Source organism: Stagnihabitans sp. (genome assembly GCF_964946895.1).
On sequence record NZ_CBBQHX010000015.1, the window covers coordinates 34,067 to 58,720 of the forward strand.

The 24,654-nt window shown below is 65.6% G+C and carries 21 protein-coding genes; 6 read left to right on the forward strand and 15 right to left on the reverse strand.

Going from position 1 to position 24,654, the window contains the following annotated elements; translation table 11 throughout:
* Positions 1–108: 108 nt before the first annotated feature.
* The 3 genes from AC1Y2B_RS11645 to AC1Y2B_RS11655 all read right to left on the reverse strand — a co-directional run bounded on the left by AC1Y2B_RS11645 (position 109) and on the right by AC1Y2B_RS11655 (position 2,114).
* Positions 109–549 carry a GNAT family N-acetyltransferase gene (locus tag AC1Y2B_RS11645; RefSeq protein ID WP_482253258.1) on the reverse strand — a complete coding sequence of 147 codons (441 nt, stop codon included), beginning with the start codon at positions 547–549 and terminating at the stop codon, positions 109–111.
* Positions 546–1,691, reverse strand: a complete 1,146-nt coding sequence (gene dapE, locus AC1Y2B_RS11650) for a succinyl-diaminopimelate desuccinylase (RefSeq protein WP_482253259.1) — start codon at positions 1,689–1,691, stop codon at positions 546–548. Before dapE ends, AC1Y2B_RS11645 begins: the two co-directional genes overlap by 4 nt.
* A gap of 75 nt (positions 1,692–1,766) precedes the next feature.
* A complete protein-coding gene (locus AC1Y2B_RS11655; protein ID WP_482253260.1) occupies positions 1,767–2,114 on the reverse strand; it encodes a hypothetical protein in 348 nt (115 codons plus the stop codon).
* A gap of 124 nt (positions 2,115–2,238) precedes the next feature.
* Between AC1Y2B_RS11655 and AC1Y2B_RS11660 the strand changes: the two genes are divergently transcribed.
* Positions 2,239–3,813 (forward strand): choice-of-anchor L domain-containing protein, encoded by a 1,575-nt coding sequence (locus AC1Y2B_RS11660; RefSeq protein ID WP_482253261.1) that lies wholly within the window; start codon positions 2,239–2,241, stop codon positions 3,811–3,813.
* 5 nt (positions 3,814–3,818) lie between these two features.
* Here AC1Y2B_RS11660 and AC1Y2B_RS11665 read toward each other — a convergent pair whose 3' ends face one another.
* From AC1Y2B_RS11665 to AC1Y2B_RS11680, 4 genes are all read right to left on the reverse strand, one after another.
* Positions 3,819–3,995, reverse strand: coding sequence for a hypothetical protein (locus AC1Y2B_RS11665; RefSeq protein ID WP_482253262.1), 177 nt, complete (start codon positions 3,993–3,995; stop codon positions 3,819–3,821).
* Between the two features lie 119 nt (positions 3,996–4,114).
* Complete coding sequence (dapD, locus tag AC1Y2B_RS11670) at positions 4,115–4,939, reverse strand: 2,3,4,5-tetrahydropyridine-2,6-dicarboxylate N-succinyltransferase (protein WP_482253263.1); 825 nt, start codon at positions 4,937–4,939, stop codon at positions 4,115–4,117.
* Between the two features lie 60 nt (positions 4,940–4,999).
* Positions 5,000–5,881, reverse strand: a complete 882-nt coding sequence (locus AC1Y2B_RS11675) for an aminoglycoside phosphotransferase family protein (protein WP_482253264.1) — start codon at positions 5,879–5,881, stop codon at positions 5,000–5,002.
* A 41-nt stretch (positions 5,882–5,922) separates the two neighbouring features.
* On the reverse strand, positions 5,923–6,840 hold the full coding sequence (locus AC1Y2B_RS11680; RefSeq protein ID WP_482253265.1) for a threonine/serine dehydratase: 918 nt from the start codon (positions 6,838–6,840) through the stop codon (positions 5,923–5,925).
* A 122-nt stretch (positions 6,841–6,962) separates the two neighbouring features.
* On the opposite strand from AC1Y2B_RS11680, the gene AC1Y2B_RS11685 reads away from it, so the two are divergent.
* On the forward strand, positions 6,963–7,775 hold the full coding sequence (locus AC1Y2B_RS11685) for an LOG family protein (protein WP_482253266.1): 813 nt from the start codon (positions 6,963–6,965) through the stop codon (positions 7,773–7,775).
* A 78-nt stretch (positions 7,776–7,853) separates the two neighbouring features.
* Here AC1Y2B_RS11685 and lpxK read toward each other — a convergent pair whose 3' ends face one another.
* From lpxK to AC1Y2B_RS11700, 3 genes are read right to left on the reverse strand one after another with little or no spacing between them, the layout of a single operon-like run.
* The gene (gene lpxK, locus AC1Y2B_RS11690) at positions 7,854–8,873 is read right to left on the reverse strand and encodes a tetraacyldisaccharide 4'-kinase (protein ID WP_482253267.1); all 1,020 of its coding nucleotides are present in this window, start codon (positions 8,871–8,873) and stop codon (positions 7,854–7,856) included.
* Entirely contained in the window at positions 8,873–10,075 is a 1,203-nt protein-coding gene (locus AC1Y2B_RS11695) for a 3-deoxy-D-manno-octulosonic acid transferase (protein ID WP_482253268.1), read from the reverse strand. The genes lpxK and AC1Y2B_RS11695 overlap by 1 nt, the downstream gene beginning before the upstream one ends.
* A gap of 23 nt (positions 10,076–10,098) precedes the next feature.
* The gene (locus tag AC1Y2B_RS11700) at positions 10,099–10,347 is read right to left on the reverse strand and encodes a DUF4170 domain-containing protein (protein ID WP_482253269.1); all 249 of its coding nucleotides are present in this window, start codon (positions 10,345–10,347) and stop codon (positions 10,099–10,101) included.
* A 367-nt stretch (positions 10,348–10,714) separates the two neighbouring features.
* Here AC1Y2B_RS11700 and AC1Y2B_RS11705 point away from each other — a divergent pair, with 367 nt between their 5' ends.
* Positions 10,715–13,354, forward strand: coding sequence for a DEAD/DEAH box helicase (locus AC1Y2B_RS11705; RefSeq protein WP_482253270.1), 2,640 nt, complete (start codon positions 10,715–10,717; stop codon positions 13,352–13,354).
* Positions 13,355–13,402: 48 nt separating this feature from the next.
* Here the strand turns inward: AC1Y2B_RS11705 and AC1Y2B_RS11710 are convergent, their stop codons facing one another.
* The 5 genes from AC1Y2B_RS11710 to deoC form a co-directional block, all read right to left on the reverse strand.
* Positions 13,403–14,206 (reverse strand): 3'(2'),5'-bisphosphate nucleotidase CysQ, encoded by an 804-nt coding sequence (locus tag AC1Y2B_RS11710; RefSeq protein WP_482253271.1) that lies wholly within the window; start codon positions 14,204–14,206, stop codon positions 13,403–13,405.
* A complete protein-coding gene (locus tag AC1Y2B_RS11715) occupies positions 14,193–15,536 on the reverse strand; it encodes a TldD/PmbA family protein (RefSeq protein ID WP_482253272.1) in 1,344 nt (447 codons plus the stop codon). The genes AC1Y2B_RS11710 and AC1Y2B_RS11715 overlap by 14 nt, the downstream gene beginning before the upstream one ends.
* A 118-nt stretch (positions 15,537–15,654) precedes the next feature.
* Entirely contained in the window at positions 15,655–17,160 is a 1,506-nt protein-coding gene (locus AC1Y2B_RS11720) for a DUF2125 domain-containing protein (RefSeq protein WP_482253273.1), read from the reverse strand.
* A gap of 199 nt (positions 17,161–17,359) precedes the next feature.
* Positions 17,360–19,702, reverse strand: coding sequence for an aldehyde dehydrogenase family protein (locus AC1Y2B_RS11725; RefSeq protein WP_482253274.1), 2,343 nt, complete (start codon positions 19,700–19,702; stop codon positions 17,360–17,362).
* Between the two features lie 3 nt (positions 19,703–19,705).
* Positions 19,706–20,716, reverse strand: coding sequence for a deoxyribose-phosphate aldolase (gene deoC / locus AC1Y2B_RS11730; protein WP_482253275.1), 1,011 nt, complete (start codon positions 20,714–20,716; stop codon positions 19,706–19,708).
* A gap of 112 nt (positions 20,717–20,828) precedes the next feature.
* On the opposite strand from deoC, the gene nhaD reads away from it, so the two are divergent.
* The 3 genes from nhaD to gndA all read left to right on the forward strand — a co-directional run bounded on the left by nhaD (position 20,829) and on the right by gndA (position 24,543).
* Entirely contained in the window at positions 20,829–22,124 is a 1,296-nt protein-coding gene (gene nhaD, locus AC1Y2B_RS11735; protein ID WP_482253276.1) for a sodium:proton antiporter NhaD, read from the forward strand.
* A 116-nt stretch (positions 22,125–22,240) separates the two neighbouring features.
* Positions 22,241–23,134: an SMP-30/gluconolactonase/LRE family protein gene (locus AC1Y2B_RS11740; protein WP_482253277.1), complete on the forward strand. Its 894-nt coding sequence runs from the start codon at positions 22,241–22,243 to the stop codon at positions 23,132–23,134.
* Positions 23,131–24,543, forward strand: a complete 1,413-nt coding sequence (gndA, locus tag AC1Y2B_RS11745) for an NADP-dependent phosphogluconate dehydrogenase (RefSeq protein ID WP_482253278.1) — start codon at positions 23,131–23,133, stop codon at positions 24,541–24,543. The genes AC1Y2B_RS11740 and gndA overlap by 4 nt, the downstream gene beginning before the upstream one ends.
* Positions 24,544–24,654: the final 111 nt, after the last annotated feature.

Sequence of the window (24,654 nt, forward strand, 5' to 3'; positions counted from 1 at the left end):
AACTTGGCATTGGCCCCGGCGCAACCAGCAGGCGCCGGAACCGGTCTTGCGGGTGGCAGGCCACACTGCGACGGCGTCTGGCAAACGAGCAGAACAGCCACCAGACTGTCAGTCTTCGGTCCCGGCTGCGATTCTCAGGACCATGTCGCGATGCGCGATGCCTGCGTCATCGTAGACGTCGCCCACCGGATGAAACCCAAGCGCCGCATAAAAGCCAAGCGCATGGGTTTGGGCGCCCAGCTTGACCTTGGCAAGGTCACCCCGCTGGCGAAAATGCGCGACACTCGCCCGGATCAGGCCGGCACCAATGCCCAGACCACGGGCCTGCGGCAGAACACAGACCCGGCCGATCTTGCCCATCTCGCCATCGACCAGCAAACGGGCGGTCCCCACGGCAAGATCGCCCTGCCACGCGAGCAGATGAACGGCTTCGTCGTCCTTGTCATCCAGTTCATCCGCCTCGCTGACGCCCTGTTCTTCCATGAAGACCACGCGGCGCAACATACGGCACAGGCCGATGTCGCGGGTTTGTCCGATCACGAACGTCATGCGAAATAGTCCCGCAGAATGCGGGAATAGATCGCCTTCAGCTTGACGATCTGATCCACTTCGACCCGTTCATCGACCTGGTGCATCGTCTTGCCGACCAGACCAAACTCGACCACCGGGCAATGGTTCTTGACAAACCGCGCATCCGAGGTTCCGCCCGAGGTCGAGGGTTCCGGCACAACCCCGGTTTCGGCCGTCACGGCCCCTGCCACCAGTGCGGTGAAAGGCCCCGGTGCCGTCAGAAAACTTTCGCCCGAAATCGAGACACGCAGGCCAATCTTCACCCCGGTCTCCTCTTCCACGGCGCGGGCATGGGCCGAGAGCCAATCGGTGACGCTTTGCCCCGAGTGCGCATCGTTGAAACGAATGTTGACCGTCGCATTGCCCTTGGCCGGGATCACATTGGTCGCTGGGTTGCCGCAGTCGATCGTGGTGATGGCAAGGGTCGAGGCGTCGAAATGCGCAGTGCCATGGTCCAGCGGCGCGGCCTCCAACCGGGTCATCAGCCTGACAAGGGCGGTTATCGGGTTCTTGGCGCGGTGCGGATAGGCCGAGTGGCCCTGCACGCCCTGCGCGGTGAACCAGGCCGTCAAAGAACCACGTCGCCCGATTTTCATCATATCGCCCAAGGTATTGGGGCAGGTTGGCTCTCCGACCAGGCAATGGGTCATCTTCTCACCCCGTGCTGCCATCCAGTCCAGCAAAGCGTCCGTGCCATCGACCGAGGGGCCCTCTTCGTCGCCCGTGATCGTCAGGATCACCGCGCCATCCGGTGGGGCCTGCCGCACGAAATCCACTGCCGCCGCTGCAAAGGCCGCGACACCCGATTTCATGTCCGTGGCACCGCGCCCATACATCCAGCCGTCCACCACCGCAGCGCCGAACGGGTCCTGCGTCCAGGCCGACAGGTCGCCGACCGGCACCACGTCGACATGGCCGTTGAAGCCAAAGCTGCGGTTGGCGCCCTTGCGACCCCAGCGCGCGAACAGGTTGGCCACTCCGCCGCGGTCGACCCGGTGACACTCGAACCCGGCACCACCCAGCACAGCCTCCAGCACGGCCATGGTGCCGCCCTCCTCGGGCGTGACGGAAGGGCAACGGATCAGTGCGGCGGTCAGTGCGACGGGGTCTACCTGCGGCATCTTGGGCTCCTTGGGCACGGGGTCCAGACCTCCGGGGCAGCGCGGCTTGTTGCAACCGCGCCGGCCGGGCGGCGGTCAGTCAAAGAAGGGCGTCATCTGCGCCACGATGACAGAGTTCTCTTTCAAGGCGCGCTCCATCAGCTCCAGTTCGGACGGATCAATCTCGTCGCCCGAGGCCCTGCGCTCGTCCAGCGTGCCGTATCCCGACACGTCAAGCGGGGCCAGATCGGCCTGCTTCAGGATCGCGACCGTTTCGCGCACCGCCTCGGCCTCGTCCACGCCGCTGGCGTAGATGACCAGACCGGCGCCAGTGGCCCTGTCGGGCAGACCGTCGCCAGTCTTGCGGCCGACTTCGACCAGAAGGGTAAAGACCTGCTGCGGGCGTTTGGCCTTGCCGGGGCCGGTGTCTTCGGTGTCGTCCATCAAGGCCTCCTGCTTTGGCCGCGAAGGGACAGCCTGAGGGGCGGAATGTCAACCCGGCCGCTTTAACCCGATCTCAGCTTTTGCCGGGCAAAGTTTGTCGGGGTCAAACGTGTGGGGGGCGACGATGGTAGAGGCGGCCAAACTTCCGGTCGAAACGGGCGTTGATCCGATGAAGATGGCCGAGCAGATCTTCGGCTCCGGCATCAAGATCCTTGGCGCCTCCTATCAGGGCGATCCGCTGTCGGCGGGCATCTATTCGGGGGCGGACAAGATTGCGCCCGGGGTCGCGCCCTCGGACCAAGGCGTCATTCTTTCGACCGGTCACGCCGCCGACTTCACCAATGACAAGGGCAACGCCAATCATTTCGACGGCACCTCCAGCGACACGCACGGTGTCGACGGCGACCCCCAGCTCAACCAAATCGCGGGCACCAAGACCTTTGACGGCGCGATCTTCGAGGCCAAGTTTGTGCCCATGGGCGAGACGCTGACCATGCAGGTCAGCTTCTCGTCCGAGGAATACATGGAGTACGCCGGGTCGGGTTTCAACGATGCCGTCGGGGTCTGGGTGAATGGCGAAAAGGCCCATCTGACGGTCGGCGACGGCGACATTTCGATCAATAACATCAACGCCTGGTCGAACAGCCCGCTTTACGTCGACAATGCCGATGGCGCCCACAACACCGAAATGGACGGCTTCACGGTCACCCTCACGCTCAAGGCTGCTGTCAAACCGGGCGCCGTCAATGACATCCGCATCGGCATCGCGGATGGCAGTGACGCGGTCTATGACAGCAACCTGATGATCGCCGGGCATTCGGTCCAGACCGAAGTCGTGGCGGCCGATGACAAATATGACCTGGGCCATCACGACAAGACCACGATCAACCTGACCGAGAATGACACCGACGCTTCAAAAACCGGGCTGTTCATCACCAAGATCAATGGCGTGTCGGTGCACGAGGGCTCGCATGTCACGCTGCAGGACGGGACGGAGGTGGTCGTCAACGGTGATGGCACCATCACGCTGGTCACCGATGGCCATGAACATGCGGGTGATCAGACCTTTTCCTATGAGGTGGAGAATGGTCATGGCGTGACCGATGTGGGCTTTGTCCATGGCCATGTCGCGTGTTTTGTGGCTGGGGCCCGCATCGCCACCGCCCAGGGACAGATCGCGGTTGAGGCTTTGCGTGTGGGCGATCATGTCCTGACGCTGGATCATGGCAGCCAGCCGTTGCGTTGGGTGGGCAGCCGTTCCATTGCCTCGCAAGGGGCGCATGCCGCGGTCTCGATCCCGGCAGGGACCTTTGGCGACCATGGCGCGCTGCGGGTGTCGCCGCAGCATCGGCTGCTGATGTCGGGTTGGCAGGCCGAACTCTACTGCGGCGAGGGCGAGGTTCTGGTCAAGGCCGGTCATCTGGTGCGCGCCGGCTTGCTGCGGCAAGATCATTCGGGCTGCCCGGTCACCTACTATCACCTGCTATTTGACCAGCACGAGATCATCAATGCCGAAGGGTTGTGGAGCGAAAGCTATTACCCCGGCCCGCAGACACTCGCCTCTCATGACGAAGAGACGCAGGCCGAGTTGTACCAGCTTTTCCCCGAACTTGAGGTGTGTCCGGACGCCTATGGCCTGCCCGCCCGGCCCGAGGTTGATGCGAGGGTGGCGCAACTGTTGGCCGCCGCGCCGCGCTGACAGGTTTACACACCGCTGCAACGGGGTGTCGGGCCCTGCGCAGCTGTGTTGCAATGATGGGCGCGGCGCTCAATCGCGCTGCCTTTGTCGGCCTGCAGGTGCAGTGTCGCGGCTTGCGCGGCCAATGCAAGGGCGACGAGGGGCAGTGACAGCAGGGTCAGGGCCGCAAGGACGATCTTCATGGCTGGGTCTCGATTCAAAGCTGGTTGGGTCTGCGCATCATCCTAAGACGCGCGCAGCCGGCCTGATACGGACCCATGTCCCTGATCTTATGGCATTCCCTCAGACCAACGTCCGAGGATCAGTCGCGCAGAAGCTCGTTGATCGAGGTCTTGGAGCGGGTCTGCGCGTCGACCTTCTTGACGATCACCGCGCAATACAGGTTGATCCCGCCCTTCGACGGCATCGAGCCTGCCACCACGACCGACCCGGCCGGGACCTCGCCATACATCACGGCACCGGTCTCGCGGTCGACGATCTTGGTGGACTTGCCGATGAAGACTCCCATCCCAAGGACCGAGCCTTCGCGGATGATGCAGCCCTCGACCACTTCCGACCGCGCCCCGATGAAGCAATCGTCCTCGATGATCGTGGGGCCGGCCTGCATCGGTTCCAGCACGCCACCGATGCCGACGCCGCCCGACAGGTGGACGTTCTTGCCGATCTGCGCGCAGGACCCGACCGTGGCCCAGCCATCGACCATGGTCCCTTCATCGACAAAGGCCCCAATATTGACGAAGGATGGCATCAGCACGACCCCCTTGGCGATATAGGCCGAGCGGCGCACGATGGAGCCCGGAACCGCGCGGAACCCCGCCGCCTTCCAATCTGCCGGCGTCCAGCCCTGCCATTTGGAGGGCACCTTGTCCCACCAGTTCGACCCGCCGTTGGAGCCCGCAATCTCGTACATGTCCGTCAGGCGGAAGGACAGAAGCACGGCCTTCTTGGCCCATTGGTTGACATGCCAGTCGCCCCCGCGCTTTTCGGCCACGCGCAGCTTGCCCTTGTCCAGCGCCTCCAGCGTGGCCTCGATGGCGTCACGCGTCTCGCCCTTGGTGGCCGGGCTGATGCCGTCACGGCCCTCCCAGGCGGCTTCGATGGCGGTCTCAAGGGCGGCGTAGGACATGGGGGTCTCCTGCGGCTGAAGGGTTTGGGCGGCTATAAACGGATGGGGCCTGCCTTGCAATCATCGCGCAGCGACATCGTCCAGCACCCGGTCCAAAGTGCGCAGCATGACATCGCGAAAGCCGGGATTCGACCGGCGATAGTAGGGGATCGCGGCCACCGCCTTGGCAAAGGCCAGCGCCCGGCCGCGCGCCCAAGCCTCGGGTGAGGGCCGCAGCGCGTCGTGAAACACCTGCCGCGCCGGGGTGTCGAACAGCGTCCAGCCGATCATCAGGTCAGTCGCCGGGTCGCCCAGACCAAGCCCGCCCCAGTCGATCACCCCGGTCAGGCGGCGCCGCGAGGCCAGCAGATTAAGCGGGTGCAGGTCACCGTGCACCCAGACAGGCGGGCCATCATGCGGCGGCACCTTGCGCATCGCACCCGCAACCTTGGCCAGATGCAACGGGTCGGCCTCGCCCTGAAACTGGCCGATGTATTGGCCTAGACTGGCAAATCGCGTTTCCAGCCGATCCGCCGCGCCGCGCAGGGGCGCGCCTGCCGGTTCCGGCTGAGCCTGCAGCACCCGCAAAAACCCGGCAAGCGTCAGCGCAGCTTCAGTCTGATCCAGCGGCCCGGCAAAGGCGGCATGGCCCGGCAGCCAAGGCAGCACAGTCCAGCGGAAGGGATAGCGCTCTGCGGGCAGGCCAAGGCGCTGGGTCAGCGGAACGGCAAGCGGCAGGGCGGTGGCGAGCCGCGGCAACCATTGCGCCTGGGTGGAAATCTGCGCCTCGGCCCGCGGCAGGCGCGGAAAGCGCCCGACCAGACCCTGACCAATGCGGTACAGCACGTTGTCGGTCCCGGTCAGCCCCACGCGCTTCAGGGGCAACTCCGCCAGATCCGGCATCTGTTCGGCCAGAAGGGCGCGCACCTGCGCGGCGGTTACCTCAGACTGGCCACTGTGCACCAATTGCTCCTTGCCAAATACTCCCCCCGGGGGGGCGCCCGTTACCCCAGCGGATCGGGCGCCGGATTGGCGCCACAGATCAGCACCGCCACCCGTTCCCCCGGTTCCGGCACATAGGCGCCCGAGGTCAGGGCGGCCAACGCCGTCGCGCCCGCTGGTTCCACCAGCTGTCGCAGGCTGCGCCACAGCAGCGCTTGCGCCGCCGTGATCGCTTCGTCAGTGACCAGAACCGAGGTCACGCCCTGCGCCTTGGCCAGGTCATGGCACATCCGCCCGATCTTGCTGGCCCCCAAGGCATTGGCTGCCACGCCCGAAACCTGCACGACGCTGTCCGGACCCTCTGCCAAAGCGCGGTGAAGGGTCGGGGCCAGAACCGGCTCCACCGCCACCACCTTGCGGCGTCCGGCCAACCAGGCCAAAGCGCCGCCAATCAGCCCGCCGCCGCCGACGGCGATCAGCACCGTATCGGCGTCCAACCCCTGCGCCTCCCATTCTCTCAGCAGGGTGCCTTGGCCGCACAGGGTCGGCACAGCGTCATAGGGGTGGATCTGCATGGCGCCGGTGTCTTGCGCATAGGCCGTGGCCAGCGCCGCTGCGTCGGCATAAACGCCGGGCACGACCTGCAAGTCTGCGCCCTGTGCGCGGATCAGGGCAATCTTGGCCGGGCCAGCGTATTCGGGCACGAAAATCTTCGCCGGATGGCCCAGCGTCCGCGCCGCATAGGCCACCGCCGCACCATGGTTCCCGCCCGACGCCGCGACCACCCCAGCCGCAGGCACCGGCCCGGCAATCAGCGTGTTGAAGGCCCCCCGCGCCTTGAAGCTGCCGGTGTGCTGGGTGTTCTCCAGCTTCAGGGCGATGGTCCCGGCACCGGGCAGGGCCGCCTGCATCACCGGGGTGATCCGCACAAAGGGCGCAATGCGTGCCGCTGCCTTGGTGATTTCCGCCTGCCAGTCCATCCGCGCTCTCCTCATCTTGAAGCACAGTATGAGGGAAAGGGGCGGGCCGGCAAGGCGCGTGGGGGTCTTTCGCACCTGCCCGGCGCAGGCTAGGTAGAGGAATCCGTTGCAAGGAAAGCCCGATGACCTCTGACAACCGCCCGCATCCGTTTCGCGATTCTGTTCAGGATGTGCAGACGGCCCATCGGTTGCCCGACACGCCGCAGACGCGGTCGCCCTCGTATCGGCTGGCCTTTGCCGACACCGATTTCCTGACCCGCGAGGAATTGCGCCCGGTGCGGTTGCAGCTGGAACTGTTGAAGCCGCAGCTGGTGCTGGATGAACGGGGGATACGGTCGACCGTGGTTCTGTTCGGCGGTGCGCGGATCCCTGCACCCGAGCGGGCGTCCGGTGCCAAGACCCCGGGCCTTGCGGCTTTGGCGCCCTATTATGACGAGGCGCGCAAGTTCGCCCATGCGGTGACGGAACGCAGCCTGCAGGCCTATGGCCATGAGTGGGTGATCTGCACTGGCGGCGGGCCCGGCGTGATGGAGGCGGGCAATCGCGGGGCCGAGGAGGCGGGCGGGCAGTCGATCGGGCTGAACATCGTGCTGCCGCACGAACAGGCGCCCAATCCTTACGTGACGCCGGATCTGTCGTTCAACTTCCATTACTTTGCGATCCGGAAGATGCATTTCCTGATGCGGGCGGCGGCGATCGTCGTGTTTCCGGGCGGGTTCGGCACGCTGGATGAGATGTTCGAGGCGCTGACCCTTATTCAGACCAAGCGCATGAAACCGGTGCCCTTCATCCTGTTCGGGCGGGCGTTCTGGGAGAAGGTCATCAACTGGCAGGCTTTGGCAGAGGCGGGCACGATCAATCCTGAGGATCTGGATCTGTTCACGATCGTCGAGACCGCCGAAGAGGCGCTGGCTGTGATGGGCGAGATTGGGTGAATTTCAAGCGATTGCACGCGTGCAATCGATGTTATCTATCTGAAATGTAATGATTTTCGAATTTTTGTTCATCTTTTCTTAATCCGGAACACCCGCAACTTGCCCAGCTTGGCCAAGCAGGCCTGACAGGCTGGCATCCAGCGCAGTCCAGTCCGCGATGCGCAGGCGGACCACCAGCGACAGAACCTGAGCGCGGAAATGCCGCGGCATACGGACGGCGTCTTTCTCGGTTGTCACCAGCTGGGCGCCGCGGGCGAGGGCTTCCAGTTCCAGCCGCTTGATCAGCGCCTCGGACAGGGGTTGGTGATCCTGCAGCGCCACTTCGCGGATCACCTCGGCACCTTCCCCGCGCAGGGTGGCGAAGAACTTGGCGGGGTTGCCGATGCCGGCAAAGGCGATGACGCGCGCGCCCTGCCAGTGCATGCCCATGGCGAGCGGTTCGACCTTGCCGGTCAGGTGCGGCACGGGCAGGGCGGGCCATCGGGTTGCAAACCCGGCCTGCGCCGCGGCATCCCCCAGCGACAGCACGAAATCGGCGCGTTTCAGCCCGGTGCTGACCGGTTCACGCAGGGGGCCGGCGGGCAGGCACAGGCCATTGCCGAAGCCCTGCGCCGCATCGACGACGACAATGGACAGGTCCTTGGCAAGGTCCGGGTTTTGGAAGCCATCGTCCATCAGCAGGATCTGCGCGCCGGACTCCACCGCCAGACGGGCGGCGGCGGCGCGGTCACGCCCGACAAACACCGGGGCGAAGGCCGACAACAGCAGCGGTTCGTCGCCGACCTGATCGGCGGTGTGGCGCGCTTCGATGACTTGCAGGGGTCCTTGCAGGCTGCCGCCATAGCCGCGGCTGACCACAGCCACCTTGCGGCCCTGCGCGGTCAGCCGCTCGATCAGGGCGATGGCGGTGGGGGTCTTGCCGGTGCCGCCGGCGTTGAGGTTGCCGATGCAGATCACCGGCACCGGGGCACGATAAAGCGGCGGCCGCGCCACGCGCCGGGCCGTCGCCGCGCCATAGGCCCAGCCGAGCGGCGTCAAGAGCCGTGCGGCAAGACCGGGGCTTTCGGGCGCATTCATCCAGAAGCCGGGCGCGCGCATCAGCCTCGCCCATCCAGAATAGCGCGGATCATCTCCATCACCCGGGCGGTCACCTCGGCCCCGTCGGACGAGATGGTCCAGGCCGATTGCGCCTGCCGGGCCGCCCGATCCGGTGCCAGAAGATCCCCCAAGGCCAGCGCCAGATCGGCGCCCGAGCCCACCATGCGGGCGGCACGCGCGGCGCCAAGCCGCCCGTAGGCCGCCCCGTAACCGCCCGAATGCGGACCATACAGGATGGCAGAACCCATCGCGGCCGCCTCCATCGGGTTGCGCACACAGCCGGTGCCGTCCAGACTGCCGCCCAGAAACGTCACCGGGGCCAGGCGGTACCACAGGCCATATTCGACCCCGCCTTCCACCACATAGACCTCGGTTTCCGTATCCGGTTCCTGATCGGACCGGCGGCAGGCGACGCGCCAGCCCTCTTCGGCCTCGATCTTCTGCGACAGGGCGATGGCGCGGGCCGGGTCTTGTGGCACAAGGATCAAAAGCAGGCGGTGGGCGAGTTTCAGCACCTCGCGGTGGGCGGCGATGATGGCAGGCTCTTCGGCCTCGGCCACATCGGCGGCCAGCCAGACCGGGCGGGTGGCCAGAAGCCGCGCCAAGGCGGCACGGTCGGATTCGATATAGGGCAGGGCGGCGCTGCCCTCCTCCATCCGGCCAGTGATCAGCAGGTGTTCGGCATCGGCGCCTGCCTTGCGCAGGGCACGGGCGGCGCTGTCATCGACGCAAAGGATGGCGCGGAACGCGGCCAATGCAGCCTTGATCAGGCCGGGAAACCACCCCTCGCGCCCGGGCATCAGGTGCGGCACTCGGGCTTCCACCATCAGCAACGGCAATTTCCGCAGGGTGGCCTCATGGATCAGGGCCGGACGCAGTTCTGCCGTGGCAAAGATCGCCACATCGGGTTTCCAGTGGTCGAGGAAGTCTTGCACCGAGCGCGGAAAGTCGAGAGGCGCGGGTTGGACGATCGCCTCGGTCAGCGGCGGCGCGGTGGCGTCGCCGGGCAGGGTCAGAAGGACGCTGACCCCATCATCCTCGATCAGGCGGCGCGCCAGCTCCAGCATGGTGCCAAGGCTTTCGCCTTCGGGACACTGGATCCAGACAAGACTGCCCCTTGGCCGCGCCGGACGCGGGCTTTGCGGCTCGGCCACCGGGCGGGCGGAGAGGTTGTAGAGGGTCAGTCCGATGGAATAGGCCATGGGCCGGGGCTGCCTTGTGCGGGTCAGGCCCCCATTGGTTCGCTGTCTTCGGAGCCCTTGTTGGTTTCTTGCCGCAAACGGTGCAGATTGGCGATGAAATAACGCATGTGGGCGTTGTCCACGGTGCGCTGCGCCTCGGCCTTCCAGGCAAGGTAGGCGGTCTCGTAGTCGGGGAAGATGCCGACCATGTGGATGGCCGAGACATCTTTGAACACGTTCTTTTCGGGCGAAACGAGTTCGCCGCCGAAAACGAGGTGAAGGCGTTGTGCCATGGGGGCCTCTTGGTGGTTGCTGGTCGCAGGGTAATCGCTTGCGCCGCAGGGTCAAGCTGCAGTGCAGCATGGCGGGGATTTTCTTGGCCGGGCCGGGCAGGCCATGGCGCGCAGATCCGGCCCAGGCACGCGGGCCGGCGGGCGGCGGTTGGTTCGGCACCGCGTTGGTCTCCTTTTGCAGCGGTGCCGATCCATTCTGCCGCGGGGCCAGAATCAGGCTGTACAGATCGCGTCTTTCTCTGTATGGCCTGCCGGTCGGCCCAAGGGTTCCAGGGTGCGCAATGGCGGGGAGGCCAGCGCATTATAGGGAATAGAGGTGCCGGTACAGGTACTTCACGGGCTATAAGCCCCCCCTATGGGAACAGACATGACCAATATCTCCATTGCGGCGCCCCTGGCGCTGGCTTTGGCGTCGAAAGGCTATGAAGCCTTGACGCCGGTTCAAGACGCTATGCTGACCGAAAACGTGGTGGGTCGCGACCTGCTGGTTTCGGCTCAAACCGGGTCCGGCAAGACCGTGGCCTTCGGTCTGGCGATTGCGCCCGAACTGCTGGCCGGTTCGGACCAGCTGCTGTACGCCGACGTCCCCTCGGCCCTGATCATTGCGCCCACCCGCGAACTGGCCCTGCAAGTGGCGCGTGAGTTTGATTGGCTTTATGAAAACGCCAATGCCAAGGTGGCGACCTGCGTCGGTGGCATGGATTACCGCACCGAAAAGAGGGCGCTGGACCGTGGCGTGCATGTGGTTGTCGGCACGCCGGGTCGTCTGCGCGATCATATCGAGCGCGGCAGCCTGAAGCTGGAGCAGATCAGCGCCGTCGTTCTGGACGAAGCGGACGAGATGCTGGATCTGGGCTTTGAAGAAGACCTCGCCTTCATCTTGGGCGCCTGCCCGACCGAACGCCGCACGCTGATGTTCTCGGCCACCGTGCCGAAAGAGATTGAAGCGCTGGCGCGGACCTATCAGCAAAACGCGCTGCGCATCGAAGTGAAGTCCGACAAGGCGCAACACGCCGATATCGAATATCAAGGCATCTCGGTCGCCGTGCGGGACCGCGAGCACGCGATCTTCAACCTGCTGCGCTTCCACGAAGCCCGCGCCTCGATCATCTTCTGCAAGACCCGCGCCAACGTGAACCACCTGTTCGCCCGTCTGATTGACCGGGGCCTGCAGGCCGTGGCGCTGTCGGGTGAACTCTCGCAGACCGAGCGGACCCATGCGCTGCAAGCCTTGCGCGATGGCCGAGCCCGGGTGTGCGTGGCGACCGACGTGGCAGCCCGTGGCATCGACTTGCCGGGTCTGGAGCTGGTGATCCATGCCGATCTGCCGGGTTCGTCCGAAACGCTGCTGCACCGTTCGGGCCGGACTGGCCGCGCGGGCAAGAAGGGCATTTCGGCGCTGATCGTGGCCCCGGCCGAGTTCAAGAAGGCCCAGCGGTTGCTGCAAGGCGCCAAGGTTGTGGCCGAATGGATCAAGCCGCCGTCGGCGGATGACGTGCAGGGCCGTGACGACCAGCGTCTGCTGGACCATCCGGCGCTGAACCAGGCACCGGGCGAAGAGGCCGAACTGGCGCAAGGCCTGATCGAGACCCATGGCGCCGTCAACGTCGCCGCAGCCTTCATCCGCCTGTGGCGCGAAGGGCGGTCTGCGCCCGAAGTGCTGTCGGCCGACCTGCCGCCGCCCGCACCCTATGCGCCGCGCGATCGTGCCGAATTCGGGCCTTCGGTCTGGTTCGAACTGCCGGTTGGCCATCAAGATCGCGCCGAGGCGCGCTGGCTGCTGCCCAAGATCTGTGACGCCGCTGGCATCACCAAGGACGGCATCGGTGCCATCCGTGTGCAGACCGAACGCACCTATGTGCAGATCCTGTCCACCCTCGCCGGTCGGTTCAATGACGTGACCGAGATCGACACCAACCTGTCGATGACCAAGCTGGCCGTGGCGCCCGTCGATCTGGACAAGCCGCGCACCACCTCGACCGCGCGTCCGGTGCGTGCGGCCAAGCCGGAAAGCGAATACGCAACCCGCGCGCCGCGTGTGGCCCGCGAGAAGCCCGCTTACGAAAAGCCCGCCTATGCCGAAAAGCCCAGCTATGCCGAGAAGCCGGCCTATGCCGAGAAGCCGGCCTATGTTTCCGCCAAGCCCGCGCGTGTCGTGGAAGACGGCGCAGCCGAGGCTCCGGTGGCGGATCTGACCGAGGCCAAGCCGCGGTGGAGTGCCGAGGAAAAGTCCAAGCGCACCGAGGATCGTCCGGCCAAGACCGGCTATCCGAAGACCGAAGGCGCCAAGTCCTACGACAAGGCGCCGCGCAAGACCTATGACAAGCCTGCGGGCGAGCGTCCGGCCTATGAAAAGCCGGCCTATGACCGCCATGCCTCGGATCGTCCGGCTTATGAAAAGCCCGCCTATTCCAAGCCCGCGTCGGATCGTCCGGCTTACGGTGCCAAGCCTGCTTACGCCAAGCCCGCCTATGCCAAGACCGAACGGTCGGGCGATGGCGAGCGCAAGACCTGGACCCCGCTGCCGACCGACGGCGCGCCGCGCGAAGCCCGCTCGCCCTATATGGGCAAGTCGGCGGATGGCGCGCGCAAGCCTTTCGTGAAGCGCGAGGGCGATGCCAAGCCGTATGAGCGCAAGCCCTATGGCGACAAGGAAGGCTTCAAGCCGCGTTCGGCGGGTTACAAGTCGCAAGGCGGGGCCGAAGGCGGTCCGGCACGCGCCTCGGGCTACAAGAGCCACGCGGCTGGCGATGCCGCCAAACCGGCCCGCGCGCCCTATGCCGGCGACAAGCCGCGCTATGAGCCGCGTTCGGAAGGTGCTCCGTCCAAGTCGTTCGGCGCCAAGCCCTATGCGGCGAAGTCGTTCGGTGACAAGCCCGCCCGCTCGGGTGGCTTCAAGTCGCACAGTGCCGGCGATGCGCCCAAGTCCTATGCCAAGCCGGCAGCGGCACGCGATGCGGGCGACACGTCCAAGCGCTTCGTGCCGCCGCGCAAGCCGAAGATGTAAGGGTCTGAGATAGAATGAAAAAGGGCGCGGATCACTCCGCGCCCTTTTTCATTGCGGGATCAGCTCTGCCGGGGTCAGGCGGGCGATCAGTTCGGTGTGCAGGCCGGGTGGGGCCACGATGACCCCCGGGCTGCGCGGGTCCGGCGCGTTGAAGCGCAGCGGGGCGCCCTTGCGGTCGGTGACCCGGGCCCCGGCGCGAGCGGCGATCAGCGCCCCCGCGGCAATGTCCCACTCCCACGCCGGGCGCAGGGTCAGCATGGCGTCAAAGGCACCCTCTGCCACCAGACACAGCCGCCACGCCATCGAGGCGCGGAAATGGCGGGTGACGGCGGGCACGCCACCGGGGCCGGGCCAATGCTCCGGCGCGAGGGTGGCCTTGCCGGTCAGGACGCGCGCGTCCAGCGAGGTCAGGCGGGCGCTGGTCCGGATTTCGACCCCGTTCAGGGTGGCCGGCCCATTGGCGGTGGCGGCGTAAAGCTTGTCCTGCGCCGGCAGATAGACGACGCCCGCCGTGACCTGCCCGGCGCGGACCACGGCCAGCGCATGGGAAAAGGCGCTGTCGCCTTGCAGGAAGGTGCGCGTCCCATCAATCGGGTCCAGAATGAACTGACGTTCGGTGGCCAGACGGGCTGGGGAATCCTCGGATTCTTCGGACAGCCAGCCGTAGCTGGGGCGGACGCTGCGCAGATAGGTGGCCAGCATTTCGTTGACTTCAAGATCGGCGGCCGAGACCGGACCCTGCCCTTCGGGCTTTTCCCAGACCTGCGGCGATTGGCGCCAGTGGCGCAGGGCAATCGCCCCCGCCAGCTTCGCGGCTTCAATCAGCAGGTCAAGGTCATCACGCTCCGGCAAGCATCAACCCTTCGATCAGCAGGCTGGGCACGCGGGTGGAGTGGTGGGCCTTGGCGTCGTTGGCGGGCGTCAGGCGCAGCAGCATCTCCAGCAGGTTGCCCGCGATGGTGCATTCATTGACCGGGTATTTGATCTCGCCATTTTCCACCCAGAACCCCGAAGCCCCGCGGGAATAGTCGCCCGTGGTGGGATTGATGGTGGAGCCGATCAGCGAGGTGACCAGAAGGCCGGTCCCCATCGCCTGCAAAAGGTCCTCGCGGCTGACGCTGCCCGGGGTCAGGTCGATGTTGGTGGTGGCGGGCGAGGGCGGGGCCGAGGTACCGCGCGCGGCGTTGCCGGTCGATTGCAGGCCCAGTTTGCGGGCGTTGCCAAGGTCCAGCGTCCAGCCCATCAGCACGCCATCTTCCACCAAGGCCCGGCGCCGGGTTGGCAGGCCTTCGCCGTCAAAGGGGCGCGAGCCCGAGATGCGGGCGCGGTGCGGGTCTTCGATGATCGACAGACCCTTGGGCAGGATCTGCTGGCCCAGCTTGTCGCGGGCCCACGAGGTGCCGCGCACGATCGAGGCGCCATTGACCGCCATCAGCACGTGCCCGACGATCGAGGAGGCGATCCGTTCATCAAACAGCACCGGATAGGCGCCCGTCGGTGGCTTGGTGGAGCCCGCCCGTTGCAACGCCCTTTCGGCGGCCAGTTGGCCGATGCCTTCAGGGTCTGGCATGTCGGCGGCGAAGATCCGGCCCTCGGCCGCCCAATCGCGTTCCATCCCGGTGCCCGATCCGGTGAAGGCAACGGCCGAAACCGAATGCGAGGTGCGGCCATAGCCACCGGAAAACCCGTTGGAGGTGCCAAGATGCATGGCCCGGCTGGAGTAGGCCGAAGACGCTTCGACCTGGGTGATCGCGCCAGCGGTCAATGCCGCAGCTTCGGCGCGGCGGGCGGCCTCTTCCAGCGCCTTGGCGGAGGGTTCGGCGCCGGGATCGCACATTTCCAGCGCTTCGACATTCCAATGGGTGGCAAGCTGGTCAGGGCTGGCAAGTCCGACCGTGTCATCTTCGGGCGCTTCCTGGGCCATGGCCACCGCACGTTCGGCCAGACGGGTGAAGGTCGCGGGCGAGATGTCTGAGGCCGATACGCAGGCCTGACGGTGGCCGATCATCACCCGCAGGCCAACTTCGACCCCCTCGGCGCGTTCGGCCTGCTCCAGCTTGCCTTGGCGGATGTCGATGGACAGGGACTGGCCCGCCACGGCAAGGGCATCGGCGCTGTCAGCCCCGGCGGCACGGGCGGCAGACAGCAGGGCTTGGGTCAGGTGGTTCAGGTCATGCGGCATTCAGGGTCCCCTTTGCAGCAGATATGGGGGAAAGGGCGGCCGCAGACAAGGTCAGGACAGGCACCTGTCCGTGAAGTCCGGGGGCGGCAAAGCGGCGCGGCCCCCGGGCTGGGCTGGCTTATTGCAACTGCTGACCATTGGCGAGGAAGTGCTTGTCCTTGAACTCCAGCGTCGAGGTCATCTCATCGGACGTGGCAGAGGTGTTGGCGAACATGGCCAGCACCATCCGGCCCTGCGTCGCCTGATCCTGCGGCAACAGGCCCAGCTTGACCAGCGTGTCGATCACCCCGTTGACGCCGGTGGCCTTGATGTCGATCTTGCCGGTGGGGGCGGGCACGCCTGAGAAGGTTGTGGTGTCGGTGTTGTCGAAGGTGAAGCTGCCCAAGGCGCTGACTTCGGCCCCCAGAGCCTTGAGGTCGATGTTGGTGATGTCGAGCGCGTTCAGAAGGCCGGGCGCGGACTTGTCGCCGCCCTGAATTGCGCTGGCATCGGCCATGATGTCCTTGCTCATGGTGGCCTTGCCCTTGGTGTCGATGATCAGGGTGGCCGGGTCATGCTTGAGACCATTGGTCGGGTCAGCCATCGCCCAGATCGCCTCGGACGGGGCAAGGTCCACAAGGTTCACCAGGAACGAGAAGTCAGCCGGCGTGTCGGATTTGGCCACAGGCATCACCAGATGCAGCCCGGCTTCGCCATAGGTGAAGGAGGCATCGGCCAAAGGCACGTCGGGCGACACGACCTTGAAGGCGGCGCCCTTGCTGTCGGTCGAATAGTCGAATTTGCCGGCGTCCATCGTCAGGGCCAGCGCGCCGCTGGCCATGCCGCCGGTGACTTGGGTGGGTTTGCCGGACGCGTCCGTGCTGTTGACGTCAAAGCTGGTGGTCCCGAAGCCGAAAGAGCCGGTGACCGCAAAGCCCAAGGCCAAGGCGGCCTGCAGATCGCCCTTCTGGAAGTCTTTCGGCGTCTTGACGTTGAAGCTGCTGGTCAGGTCAGCGAGGCTGGCCTTGACGTCACCCGACGAACTGTCGGTATCGCTTTTGCCCTTGGCGGTCAACGAAATCGACTTGGCTTTCAAATCGTTCGACACCGCCGCCGCATCGCCGGAGGTGATCGCATAGGTGCTGGAAATCCCCTCGGCATCGACCTCGAAGGCCGCGTTCTTGTCGGCGGCGGGGGCCCCGTCCACCGTGTCGAGCGTCACTTTGAGCGTGGGGGCATCGGTCTTGTAGCTGATCGCACCGGGCGCGCCCGAGGCGGTAATCTCGGCCTTGGGGGCGGCGACGGTGAAGACAATATCGCCGGGCTTGGCGGAATCGGCGGGTTTGTGAATGGTAACAGGGAAGGAATCGTTCAACAGGACACCAACCGTGCCGTCACCCAGATCCTGAAAGTCGAGCCTGTCGAGCGTCACGCTGCCCTTGCTGTCATCGCCCAGGGTGATGTTGATCACTTCCAGCACATCGCCGTTGCGCTTGGCACTTTCCGCGGTAACCTTGGTGCCGGTGCTGGTGACGGCATCCTGCCAGGCTTGCCAGACTTGTTCGGGTGTCACGTCGGCCAGAAGGGCCGTGGAACTCATCAACAGAACGAGGGCCGAGGTTCCGGCCAGTGTGCGGATTTCCATGTCAAACTGTCCTTGAGGAAATGAGATGGCGCAGCATCGGACGACGCAGTCCTTGGGTCAAGGGATTTGACGGAGCGGATCTGCTGGCTGCCGCGCGGGGGGCTGATTGCCGCCGGAGTGCTTTTGGCAGACGGCTGGGAGGGTTTCACACCCTCCCAGACCCTCCCGTGGGATATTTGTGCCTGAATGAAGGGGGGCGCTACTCGCCGTAGGGCACCCAGACGGTCTTGACGGCGGTGGCGTGGCGCAGGAACGCGCGGCCTTCGGCTTCAGCGCCGTACCAATCGCGGGCGCGGGCGTGGTTGACCCAGGTGCGCTTGAGGTTGGCTGAGGAGTCCTTCTCGATCAGGGTCGAAAGCGGGGTGGAGGAGAAGGACCAGACGGCGTCGACATCCATGTGGCCGGCAAGCGGCTTGGCGAGCTCCTGATGGCTGCCGGTGACGATGTTGACGACACCTGCGGGCAGGTCGGAGGTTTCGAGGATCTGGTAGAAGTCGGTGGCGGACAGGGGGGCGGCCTCGGAGGGGATCAGGATGGTGGTGTTGCCCATGGCGATGGCCGGGGCCATGGTGGAGATCAGGCCGAGGAGCGGGGCCTCATCCGGGCAAAGGATGCCGATGACGCCGGTGGGTTCGTTCATGGCCAGCGCGATGCCGCGCATCGGGACGGATTTGGCGGCGCCGTCGTATTTGTCGGCCCAGGCGGCGTAGGTGAAGAGGCGCTGGATGGCGGCTTCAACTTCGGCGTCGCCGGGTTTGCCGGTGAGGTCTTTCAGGCGTTGGGCAAATTCCGCAGCGCGGGCCGAGAGGTTTTCCGCGATGTAGAACAGGATCTGCGCGCGGTTGTGGCCGGTGGCTTTGCCCCATCCTTTGGCGGCGTGGGCGGCCTCGACCGCGTTGCGGATGTCCTTGCGGTTGCCGAGGCCGATCTGGCCGAGGAGTTTGCCCTTGGGGGAGACTATGGCGCGCGAGTAGCCGCCGTCAGGGCGGGCCTGCTTGCCGCCGATGAAAAGTTTGGCGGTGCGGTCCAGGCCCTCGACCTGAAGGTCATCGGGTTCGAGGAGCGGCTTGATCTGGGCAAGGGGCTTGGTTTTGCCGGCGGGTTTGAGGTAGGACAGCAGGCCCTCCCAGCCGCCTTCACGGCCGAAGCCGCTTTCGCGGACGCCGCCGAAGCCTGCGGCGGCGTCGAACAGGTTGGTGGCGTTGACCCAGACGACGCCGGCCTTGACCTTGGGCGCCATGTCGAGGGCGAGGTTGATGTTCTCGGTCCAGATCGAGGCGGCGAGGCCGTAGCGGGTGTTGTTGGCGAGGTCGACCGCTTCGGAGGGCGTGCGGAAGGTCATCGAGACGAGGACCGGGCCGAAGATTTCCTCTTGCATCAGGGGCGAGGCGGCGGAGAGGCCGGTGATCAGGGTCGGCGGGTAGTAGCAGCCGACCGGAACCGGGGTGGCGGCGCGGTAGATCTCGCCGTCCTTGCAGGCGTTGACCAGCTTGGTGATCGTCTCAAGCTGCACGGGGTCGACGATGGCGCCGACGTCGATGCATTTGTCCAGGGGGTCGCCAAGGCGGAGGCCGTCCATCCGGCGTTTCAGCTTGGCATGGAAGCGGTCGGCGACGCCTTCCTGCACCAGAAGGCGCGAGCCGGCGCAGCAGACTTGGCCCTGATTGAACCATATGGCATCGACGAGGCCTTCGACCGCCGAGTCCAGATCGGCGTCGTCGAAGACGATGTAGGGGGACTTGCCGCCGAGTTCGAGGGTGAGGGCCTTGCCGGTGCCCGCTGTAGCCTCACGGATTTTGCGGCCGACCGAGGTGGAGCCGGTGAAGGCGATCTTGTCGAGGCCGGGATGGGCCACGAGGGCTGCGCCGGTGTCGCCGTCTCCGGTGACGATGTTCAGGACGCCTTTGGGCAGGCCAGCCTCGCGGGAGATTTCAGCGAAGAGCAGGGCCGTGAGGGGCGTGTATTCGGCGGGCTTGAGGACGATGGTGTTGCCGGCGGCCAGGGCCGGTGCGACTTTCCAGGCCAGCATCAAGAGAGGGAAGTTCCACGGGATGACGGCGCCGCAGACGCCGAGCGGTTCAAGGCCGGGCTGTTCTGAGGGCAGAAGCTGGGCGAGGCCGGCGTGGTAGTAGAAGTGGCGGGCCACCAGCGGAATGTCGATGTCACGGCTCTCGCGGATCGGTTTGCCGTTGTCCATCGTCTCCAGCACGGCCAGCAGACGGGAATGCTTCTGCACGAGACGGGCGAGGGCGTAGAGATATTTCGCGCGTTGATGGCCCGAGAGCTTGGCCCATTTCGGCTGGGCGCGGCGGGCGGCTGAAATGGCGGCGTCAAGGTCGGTGGCGCTGCCTTGGGTGACCTCGGCCAGGATGTCGGTGGTCGCAGGGTTGCGGGTGGCGAAGGTCTGGCCGGGGGCGGTGAAAGCACCGTCGATCCAGTGGCCGAACTGCCCCTTGTGCTTGGCAAGCCAGGCCAGCACCTCGGCATTGGATTCCGGGGCGGGGCCGTAGGACATGGAGTCGAAGATATCGCGGACGGTCATGGATTATCCCATCGCATGGCGGTTGGCGGCGGAATAGCGGCCGGTGAGGTGGTGTTCCAGCTGGCGTTCAATGTCGCCGAGGAGAGAGGAGGCGCCGAAGCGGAAGAGGTCGGGTTGCAGCCAGGGCAGGCCGAGTTCGTCTTTGAGGAGCGAGAGGTAGACGAGCGCGTCTTTGGCCTTCGAGATGCCGCCGGCGGGCTTGTAGCCGACCTTGAAACCCGTGCGTTCCTCGTACTCGCGGATGCAACGCAGCATGGTCAGGGTGACGGGCAGGGTCGCGTTGACCGTCTCTTTGCCGGTGGAGGTCTTGATGAAATCGGCCCCACCCATCATGCACACAAGGCTGGCGCGGGCGACGTTGCGCAGGGTGCCAAGTTCGCCGGTGGCGAGGATGGTCTTCATGTGGGCCTCGCCACAGGCGGCGCGCATCTCGCGGGTTTCGTCGTAAAGCGCCTGCCAGTTTTGCGTCAGGACGTGGCGGCGGGAGATGACGATGTCGATCTCTTTCGCGCCGGCTTTGACCGACTCGCCGATCTCGGCGATGCGCAGGGGATAGGGCGACAGGCCGGCGGGAAAGCCGGTGGAGACGGCAGCGACGGGGATGCCCGAGCCCTCAAGGGCATTGACGGCGGTTTCGACCATGTCGTGATATACGCAGACGGCACCAACTTTCAGGTCGGGCATGCCCAAGGCGTCCAGCAGTTCGGCGCGGACGGGTTGGCGGGCTTTGGCACAAAGGCGTTCGACCCGGCCGGGGGTGTCGTCACCCGACAGGGTGGTCAGGTCGATGACCGAGATAGCCTTCAAAAGCCACGCCGCCTGATAGTCTTTCTTCACGCTGCGGCGACCGCCGAGGGTGGCACAGCGCCGCTCGATGGCCGAGGTGTTGGCTTGTACACTGGCAACCCAATCCAGATCCAGCGCCATGCCGGGATTGCGGGCATGCGACAGTTGGGGGAGTTGGTGCCCAGTCGTCTGGGCATTCAGCGTCGCTTCGGGGGTGAGGGTCTGCATCATGGCCTCCGCAGGATCGTGTGAGGTTTGCATGGCAGGCGGCATGCTGGCAAGGTGCGGTTTCGGACCCTGCCGTCAAATTTTACCAACGGGTCAAGAACGGGAGGCCAGGGTGGACCTGACATTGCATTGGGCGGGGCTGGCCTCGCTGGCGATCTTTGTGGCGGCTTACGGGCTGGTCATTCTGGAAGAAGTGACGGGGATGGCGAAATCCAAGCCCGTCCTGATGGCGGCGGGGTTGATCTGGGGGCTGATCGGGCTGGCTTTCACCGCCTCGGGTCAGGGCGAGGCGGCGCACGCGGCGGCGCTGGCGGTGATCGAGGACTATGGCGAGTTGTTCCTGTTCCTGATCGTGGCGATCACCTACGTGAACACCTTGGAGGAGCGGCGGGCGTTTGAGGTGCTGCGCGGGGCCTTGGTGCGGCGGGGGCTGAGTTACCGCCAGCTGTTCGTGCTGACCGGGGTGCTGTCGTTCTTTCTGTCCAGCGTCTTGGACAACATGACCACGGCCCTGGTGATGGGGGCGGTGGTGTTGTCCTTGGGGCGCGACAACCGCCGGTTTGCCGTGCTGGCCTGTATCTCGGTCGTGGTGGCCTCGAACGCCGGGGGGGCGTTTTGCCCGTTTGGCGATATCACAACGCTGATGGTCTGGCAGAAGGGCAAGCTGGAATTTGCCGCGTTCTTTGACCTGTTCCTGCCCTCGGCGGTGAATTGGCTGGTTCCGGCGGCGATCATGTTCTTTGCCGTACCGGCCAGCCGACCCGCGGCCTTGCCGGGGCGTGTGCAGGGAAAGCCGGGGATGTGGTTGGTGGTCGTGCTGTTTGCGGCAACGATTGCCACGGCGGTGGGGTTCAAGAACTATCTGAACCTGCCGCCCGCTATGGGGATGATGCTGGGCCTCGGCTATCTGCAGATGCTGGCCTTCGGGCTGAGCGTCACCGGCGGCCGGCGGGGCGACGAGGACATGGTGCTTGACAGCTTTGCGCAAGTGCAGCGGGTGGAGTGGGACACGCTGCTGTTCTTCTTCGGCATCATCTTTGCGGTGGGGGGGCTGGGGGTGCTGGGCTATCTGGCACTGGCCTCCAAGGTCTTGTACGCCGGGCTGGGGCCCTTGCCGGCCAATGCCCTTGTGGGGCTGTTGTCGGCGGTGGTGGACAATATTCCCTTGATGTTTGCCGTGCTGACGATGGATCCGGCGATGAGCCAGGGCCATTGGCTGCTGATCACGCTGACCTGTGGCGTCGGCGGGTCGATCCTGTCGATCGGGTCAGCCGCGGGGGTGGCGCTGATGGGGCAGGCGAAGGGGACCTATACGTTCCTCGCGCATCTGCGGTGGAGTTGGGCGGTGGGCCTGGGCTACGCGGCCTCGATCCTCGTGCATCTGTGGTGGAATGCGGCGCTGTTCTGATCGGGGTCCGATCCGGCGCGGGCCATGGACAGATTGCCCAACCGACGCCAAGGCTTGGCGCAGATTGCCCATCCGGTGGGGCGCGGTTAGGTTAGCGCAAACTTGGGGGAGTCGGCATGTCCTTTTACGAAAGCTACGATCCGCGTTTTGGCACCTATGTGATGTTCAATGCGCCGCTGAAGAAACTGGCCACCGGCTTTGACTGGGTCGAGGGGCCGGTCTGGATGGGCGACGCCGGCTGCCTCTTGTTCAGCGACATCCCGAACAACAAGATCCTGCGCTGGACGCCCGACACCGGGATCACGACCTATCGGGCGCCGTCGAGCTATTCCAACGGCCACACGCGGGACCGGGTCGGTCGGCTCTTGTCCTGCGAGCATGGCACACGGCGCGTCACGCGGACCGAATGGGATGGGTCGATCACCGTCATTGCCGATGGCTTTCAGGGCAAGCGCCTGAATTCGCCCAATGATGTGATCGTGAAATCGGACGGTTCGATCTGGTTCAGCGATCCGCACTATGGCATCGGCACCGATTACGAGGGCTACAAATCCGAACAGGAACTGCCCTGCAACGTCTACCGCGTCGACCCGGATGGCACGATCGAGGCGGTTCTGACCGATTTCAACGGACCGAACGGCCTGTGCTTCAGCCCCGATGAAAGCCTGCTTTACGTGGCCGACACCGGACGGATGGGCCATGCCGACCCGACGCATATCCGGGTTTTCGACATGGCTTCGGGCCGGCCAAAGGGGGGGCGTGTGTTCCATTCCATCACCCCCGGCGTGGCCGACGGCTTCCGGGCCGACAGCGACGGCAACATCTGGTCTTCCGCCCGCGACGGGGTGCATTGCATCGCGCCGGATGGTACGCTGCTGGGGAAAATCCTGGTGCCGGAAATCGTCTCGAACGTCTGCTTTGGCGGGCGCGCCAAGCATCATCTTTATATCACGGCGACGACCAGCCTCTACATGGTCGCGCTCAACCGCAAAGGAGTGCAGCAACCATGAGCAAGGCTCACATCGGGCTTATCGGCCTTGGAACCATGGGGGCAATGCTGGCCCTGAACATCGCCGAGAAGGGCTTTCCCATCGCGGTGTGGAACCGCACGACCTCGGTAACGCATGCCTTCAAGGCGGAGGCCGGCGATCTGGCCGACCGGATCATCCCGACCGAGACGCTGGCCGATCTGGTGGCGGCGATTGAAAAACCGCGCTCGATCATCCTGATGGTGCCGGCCGGCCCCGCGGTGGATCAGCAGATCGAGGCGCTGCGGCCCTTGTTGGACGCCGATGACCTGATCATCGACGCGGGCAACGCCAATTTCCACGACACCAACCGCCGCGCCGAAGAAGCCAAGGTCAAGGGGCCGCGGTTCCTGGGCATGGGCGTGTCGGGCGGCGAAGAGGGCGCACGGCACGGCCCCTCGATCATGGGCGGGGGCGAGAAGGAAGACTGGGACCGCGTGGCCCCGGTTCTGGAAGCGATTTCCGCGAAATATCAAGGGATTGCCTGCGCGACCTGGATGGGGCAGGGCGGCGCTGGTCATTTCGTGAAAGCCGTCCACAACGGCATCGAATATGCCGACATGCAGATGATCGCCGAGATTTACGGCGTGATGCGCGATGGTCTGGGCATGTCCGCCGCCGAGATCGGCGGGGTGTTTGACCGCTGGAACGAAGGGCCGCTGCAAAGCTATCTGATTGAAATCTCTGCCGCTGTGTCCAAGGCCACCGATGGCGCGCATCCGATGCTGGATGTGATCCTCGACAAGGCAGGCCAAAAGGGCACCGGCCGCTGGACGGTGATCGAGGCGCAGAATCTGGCAGCACCGATCCCGGTGATCGAAGCGGCGGTGATGGCGCGCAACGTCTCGGCCCGGCTGGACGAACGGCGCAAGGGCGAGGCGGTGTTTGGTGCCGCCCCGGTGGCCTTGCCCAAGGGCGCGCTGACGGTCGAGGCGCTGGAACAGGCGATGATCGCGGGCAAGATCCTGTGCTATGCCCAAGGCTTCACGCTGATCGTCTCGGCGGGCAAGGAATTCGGCTGGGACCTGCCTTTGCCCGCAATTGCAAGGGTTTGGCGCGAGGGCTGCATCATCCGCTCCTCCATGCTGAACGACATGGCGACGGCGCTGGAGCAAGACCCGACCCGTGGCCTGATGCTGGCGCCGTTCTTCGCCGACCACCTGAAGGCGTCCTCCCCCGGTCTGCGGCAGGCGGTGTCTGTCGGCGCGGCACATGGTTTGCCCCTGCCGGCGCTGTCGGCGGGGCTGGCGTGGTTTGACATGATGCGCACCGGGCGCAGCACGGCCAACATGATCCAGGCGCAGCGCGATTTCTTCGGGGCGCATGGATTTGAGCGGCTGGATCAGCCGGGGACCGGGCTGCATGGGCCCTGGGGCGCGCATATGGTCTGAGGGCGGAGCGGGGGCCAGCCCCCGCACCCCCGGGATATTTATGAACAAATGAAAGGGGGCGCGGGGAAACCTGCGCCCCTTTTGCGTAAGGGGTGAGCGGGCGCTGGGGTC

Excerpts from the sequence above, each read along its gene's own strand:
- AC1Y2B_RS11725 (WP_482253274.1), bottom strand. The coding sequence starts at position 19,702 with ATGACCGTCCGCGATATCTTCGACTCCATGTCCTACGGCCCCGCCCCG.
- AC1Y2B_RS11680 (WP_482253265.1), bottom strand. The coding sequence starts at position 6,840 with ATGGACTGGCAGGCGGAAATCACCAAGGCAGCGGCACGCATTGCGCCC.
- AC1Y2B_RS11715 (WP_482253272.1), bottom strand. The coding sequence starts at position 15,536 with ATGCCGCATGACCTGAACCACCTGACCCAAGCCCTGCTGTCTGCCGCC.
- AC1Y2B_RS11660 (WP_482253261.1), top strand. The coding sequence starts at position 2,239 with ATGGTAGAGGCGGCCAAACTTCCGGTCGAAACGGGCGTTGATCCGATG.
- AC1Y2B_RS11655 (WP_482253260.1), bottom strand. The coding sequence starts at position 2,114 with ATGGACGACACCGAAGACACCGGCCCCGGCAAGGCCAAACGCCCGCAG.
- AC1Y2B_RS11665 (WP_482253262.1), bottom strand. The coding sequence starts at position 3,995 with ATGAAGATCGTCCTTGCGGCCCTGACCCTGCTGTCACTGCCCCTCGTC.
- AC1Y2B_RS11705 (WP_482253270.1), top strand. The coding sequence starts at position 10,715 with ATGACCAATATCTCCATTGCGGCGCCCCTGGCGCTGGCTTTGGCGTCG.
- AC1Y2B_RS11695 (WP_482253268.1), bottom strand. The coding sequence starts at position 10,075 with ATGGCCTATTCCATCGGACTGACCCTCTACAACCTCTCCGCCCGCCCG.
- dapE (WP_482253259.1), bottom strand. The coding sequence starts at position 1,691 with ATGCCGCAGGTAGACCCCGTCGCACTGACCGCCGCACTGATCCGTTGC.
- deoC (WP_482253275.1), bottom strand. The coding sequence starts at position 20,716 with ATGCAGACCCTCACCCCCGAAGCGACGCTGAATGCCCAGACGACTGGG.
- AC1Y2B_RS11740 (WP_482253277.1), top strand. The coding sequence starts at position 22,241 with ATGTCCTTTTACGAAAGCTACGATCCGCGTTTTGGCACCTATGTGATG.
- AC1Y2B_RS11720 (WP_482253273.1), bottom strand. The coding sequence starts at position 17,160 with ATGGAAATCCGCACACTGGCCGGAACCTCGGCCCTCGTTCTGTTGATG.
- dapD (WP_482253263.1), bottom strand. The coding sequence starts at position 4,939 with ATGTCCTACGCCGCCCTTGAGACCGCCATCGAAGCCGCCTGGGAGGGC.
- AC1Y2B_RS11700 (WP_482253269.1), bottom strand. The coding sequence starts at position 10,347 with ATGGCACAACGCCTTCACCTCGTTTTCGGCGGCGAACTCGTTTCGCCC.
- AC1Y2B_RS11685 (WP_482253266.1), top strand. The coding sequence starts at position 6,963 with ATGACCTCTGACAACCGCCCGCATCCGTTTCGCGATTCTGTTCAGGAT.
- gndA (WP_482253278.1), top strand. The coding sequence starts at position 23,131 with ATGAGCAAGGCTCACATCGGGCTTATCGGCCTTGGAACCATGGGGGCA.
- lpxK (WP_482253267.1), bottom strand. The coding sequence starts at position 8,873 with ATGCGCGCGCCCGGCTTCTGGATGAATGCGCCCGAAAGCCCCGGTCTT.
- AC1Y2B_RS11645 (WP_482253258.1), bottom strand. The coding sequence starts at position 549 with ATGACGTTCGTGATCGGACAAACCCGCGACATCGGCCTGTGCCGTATG.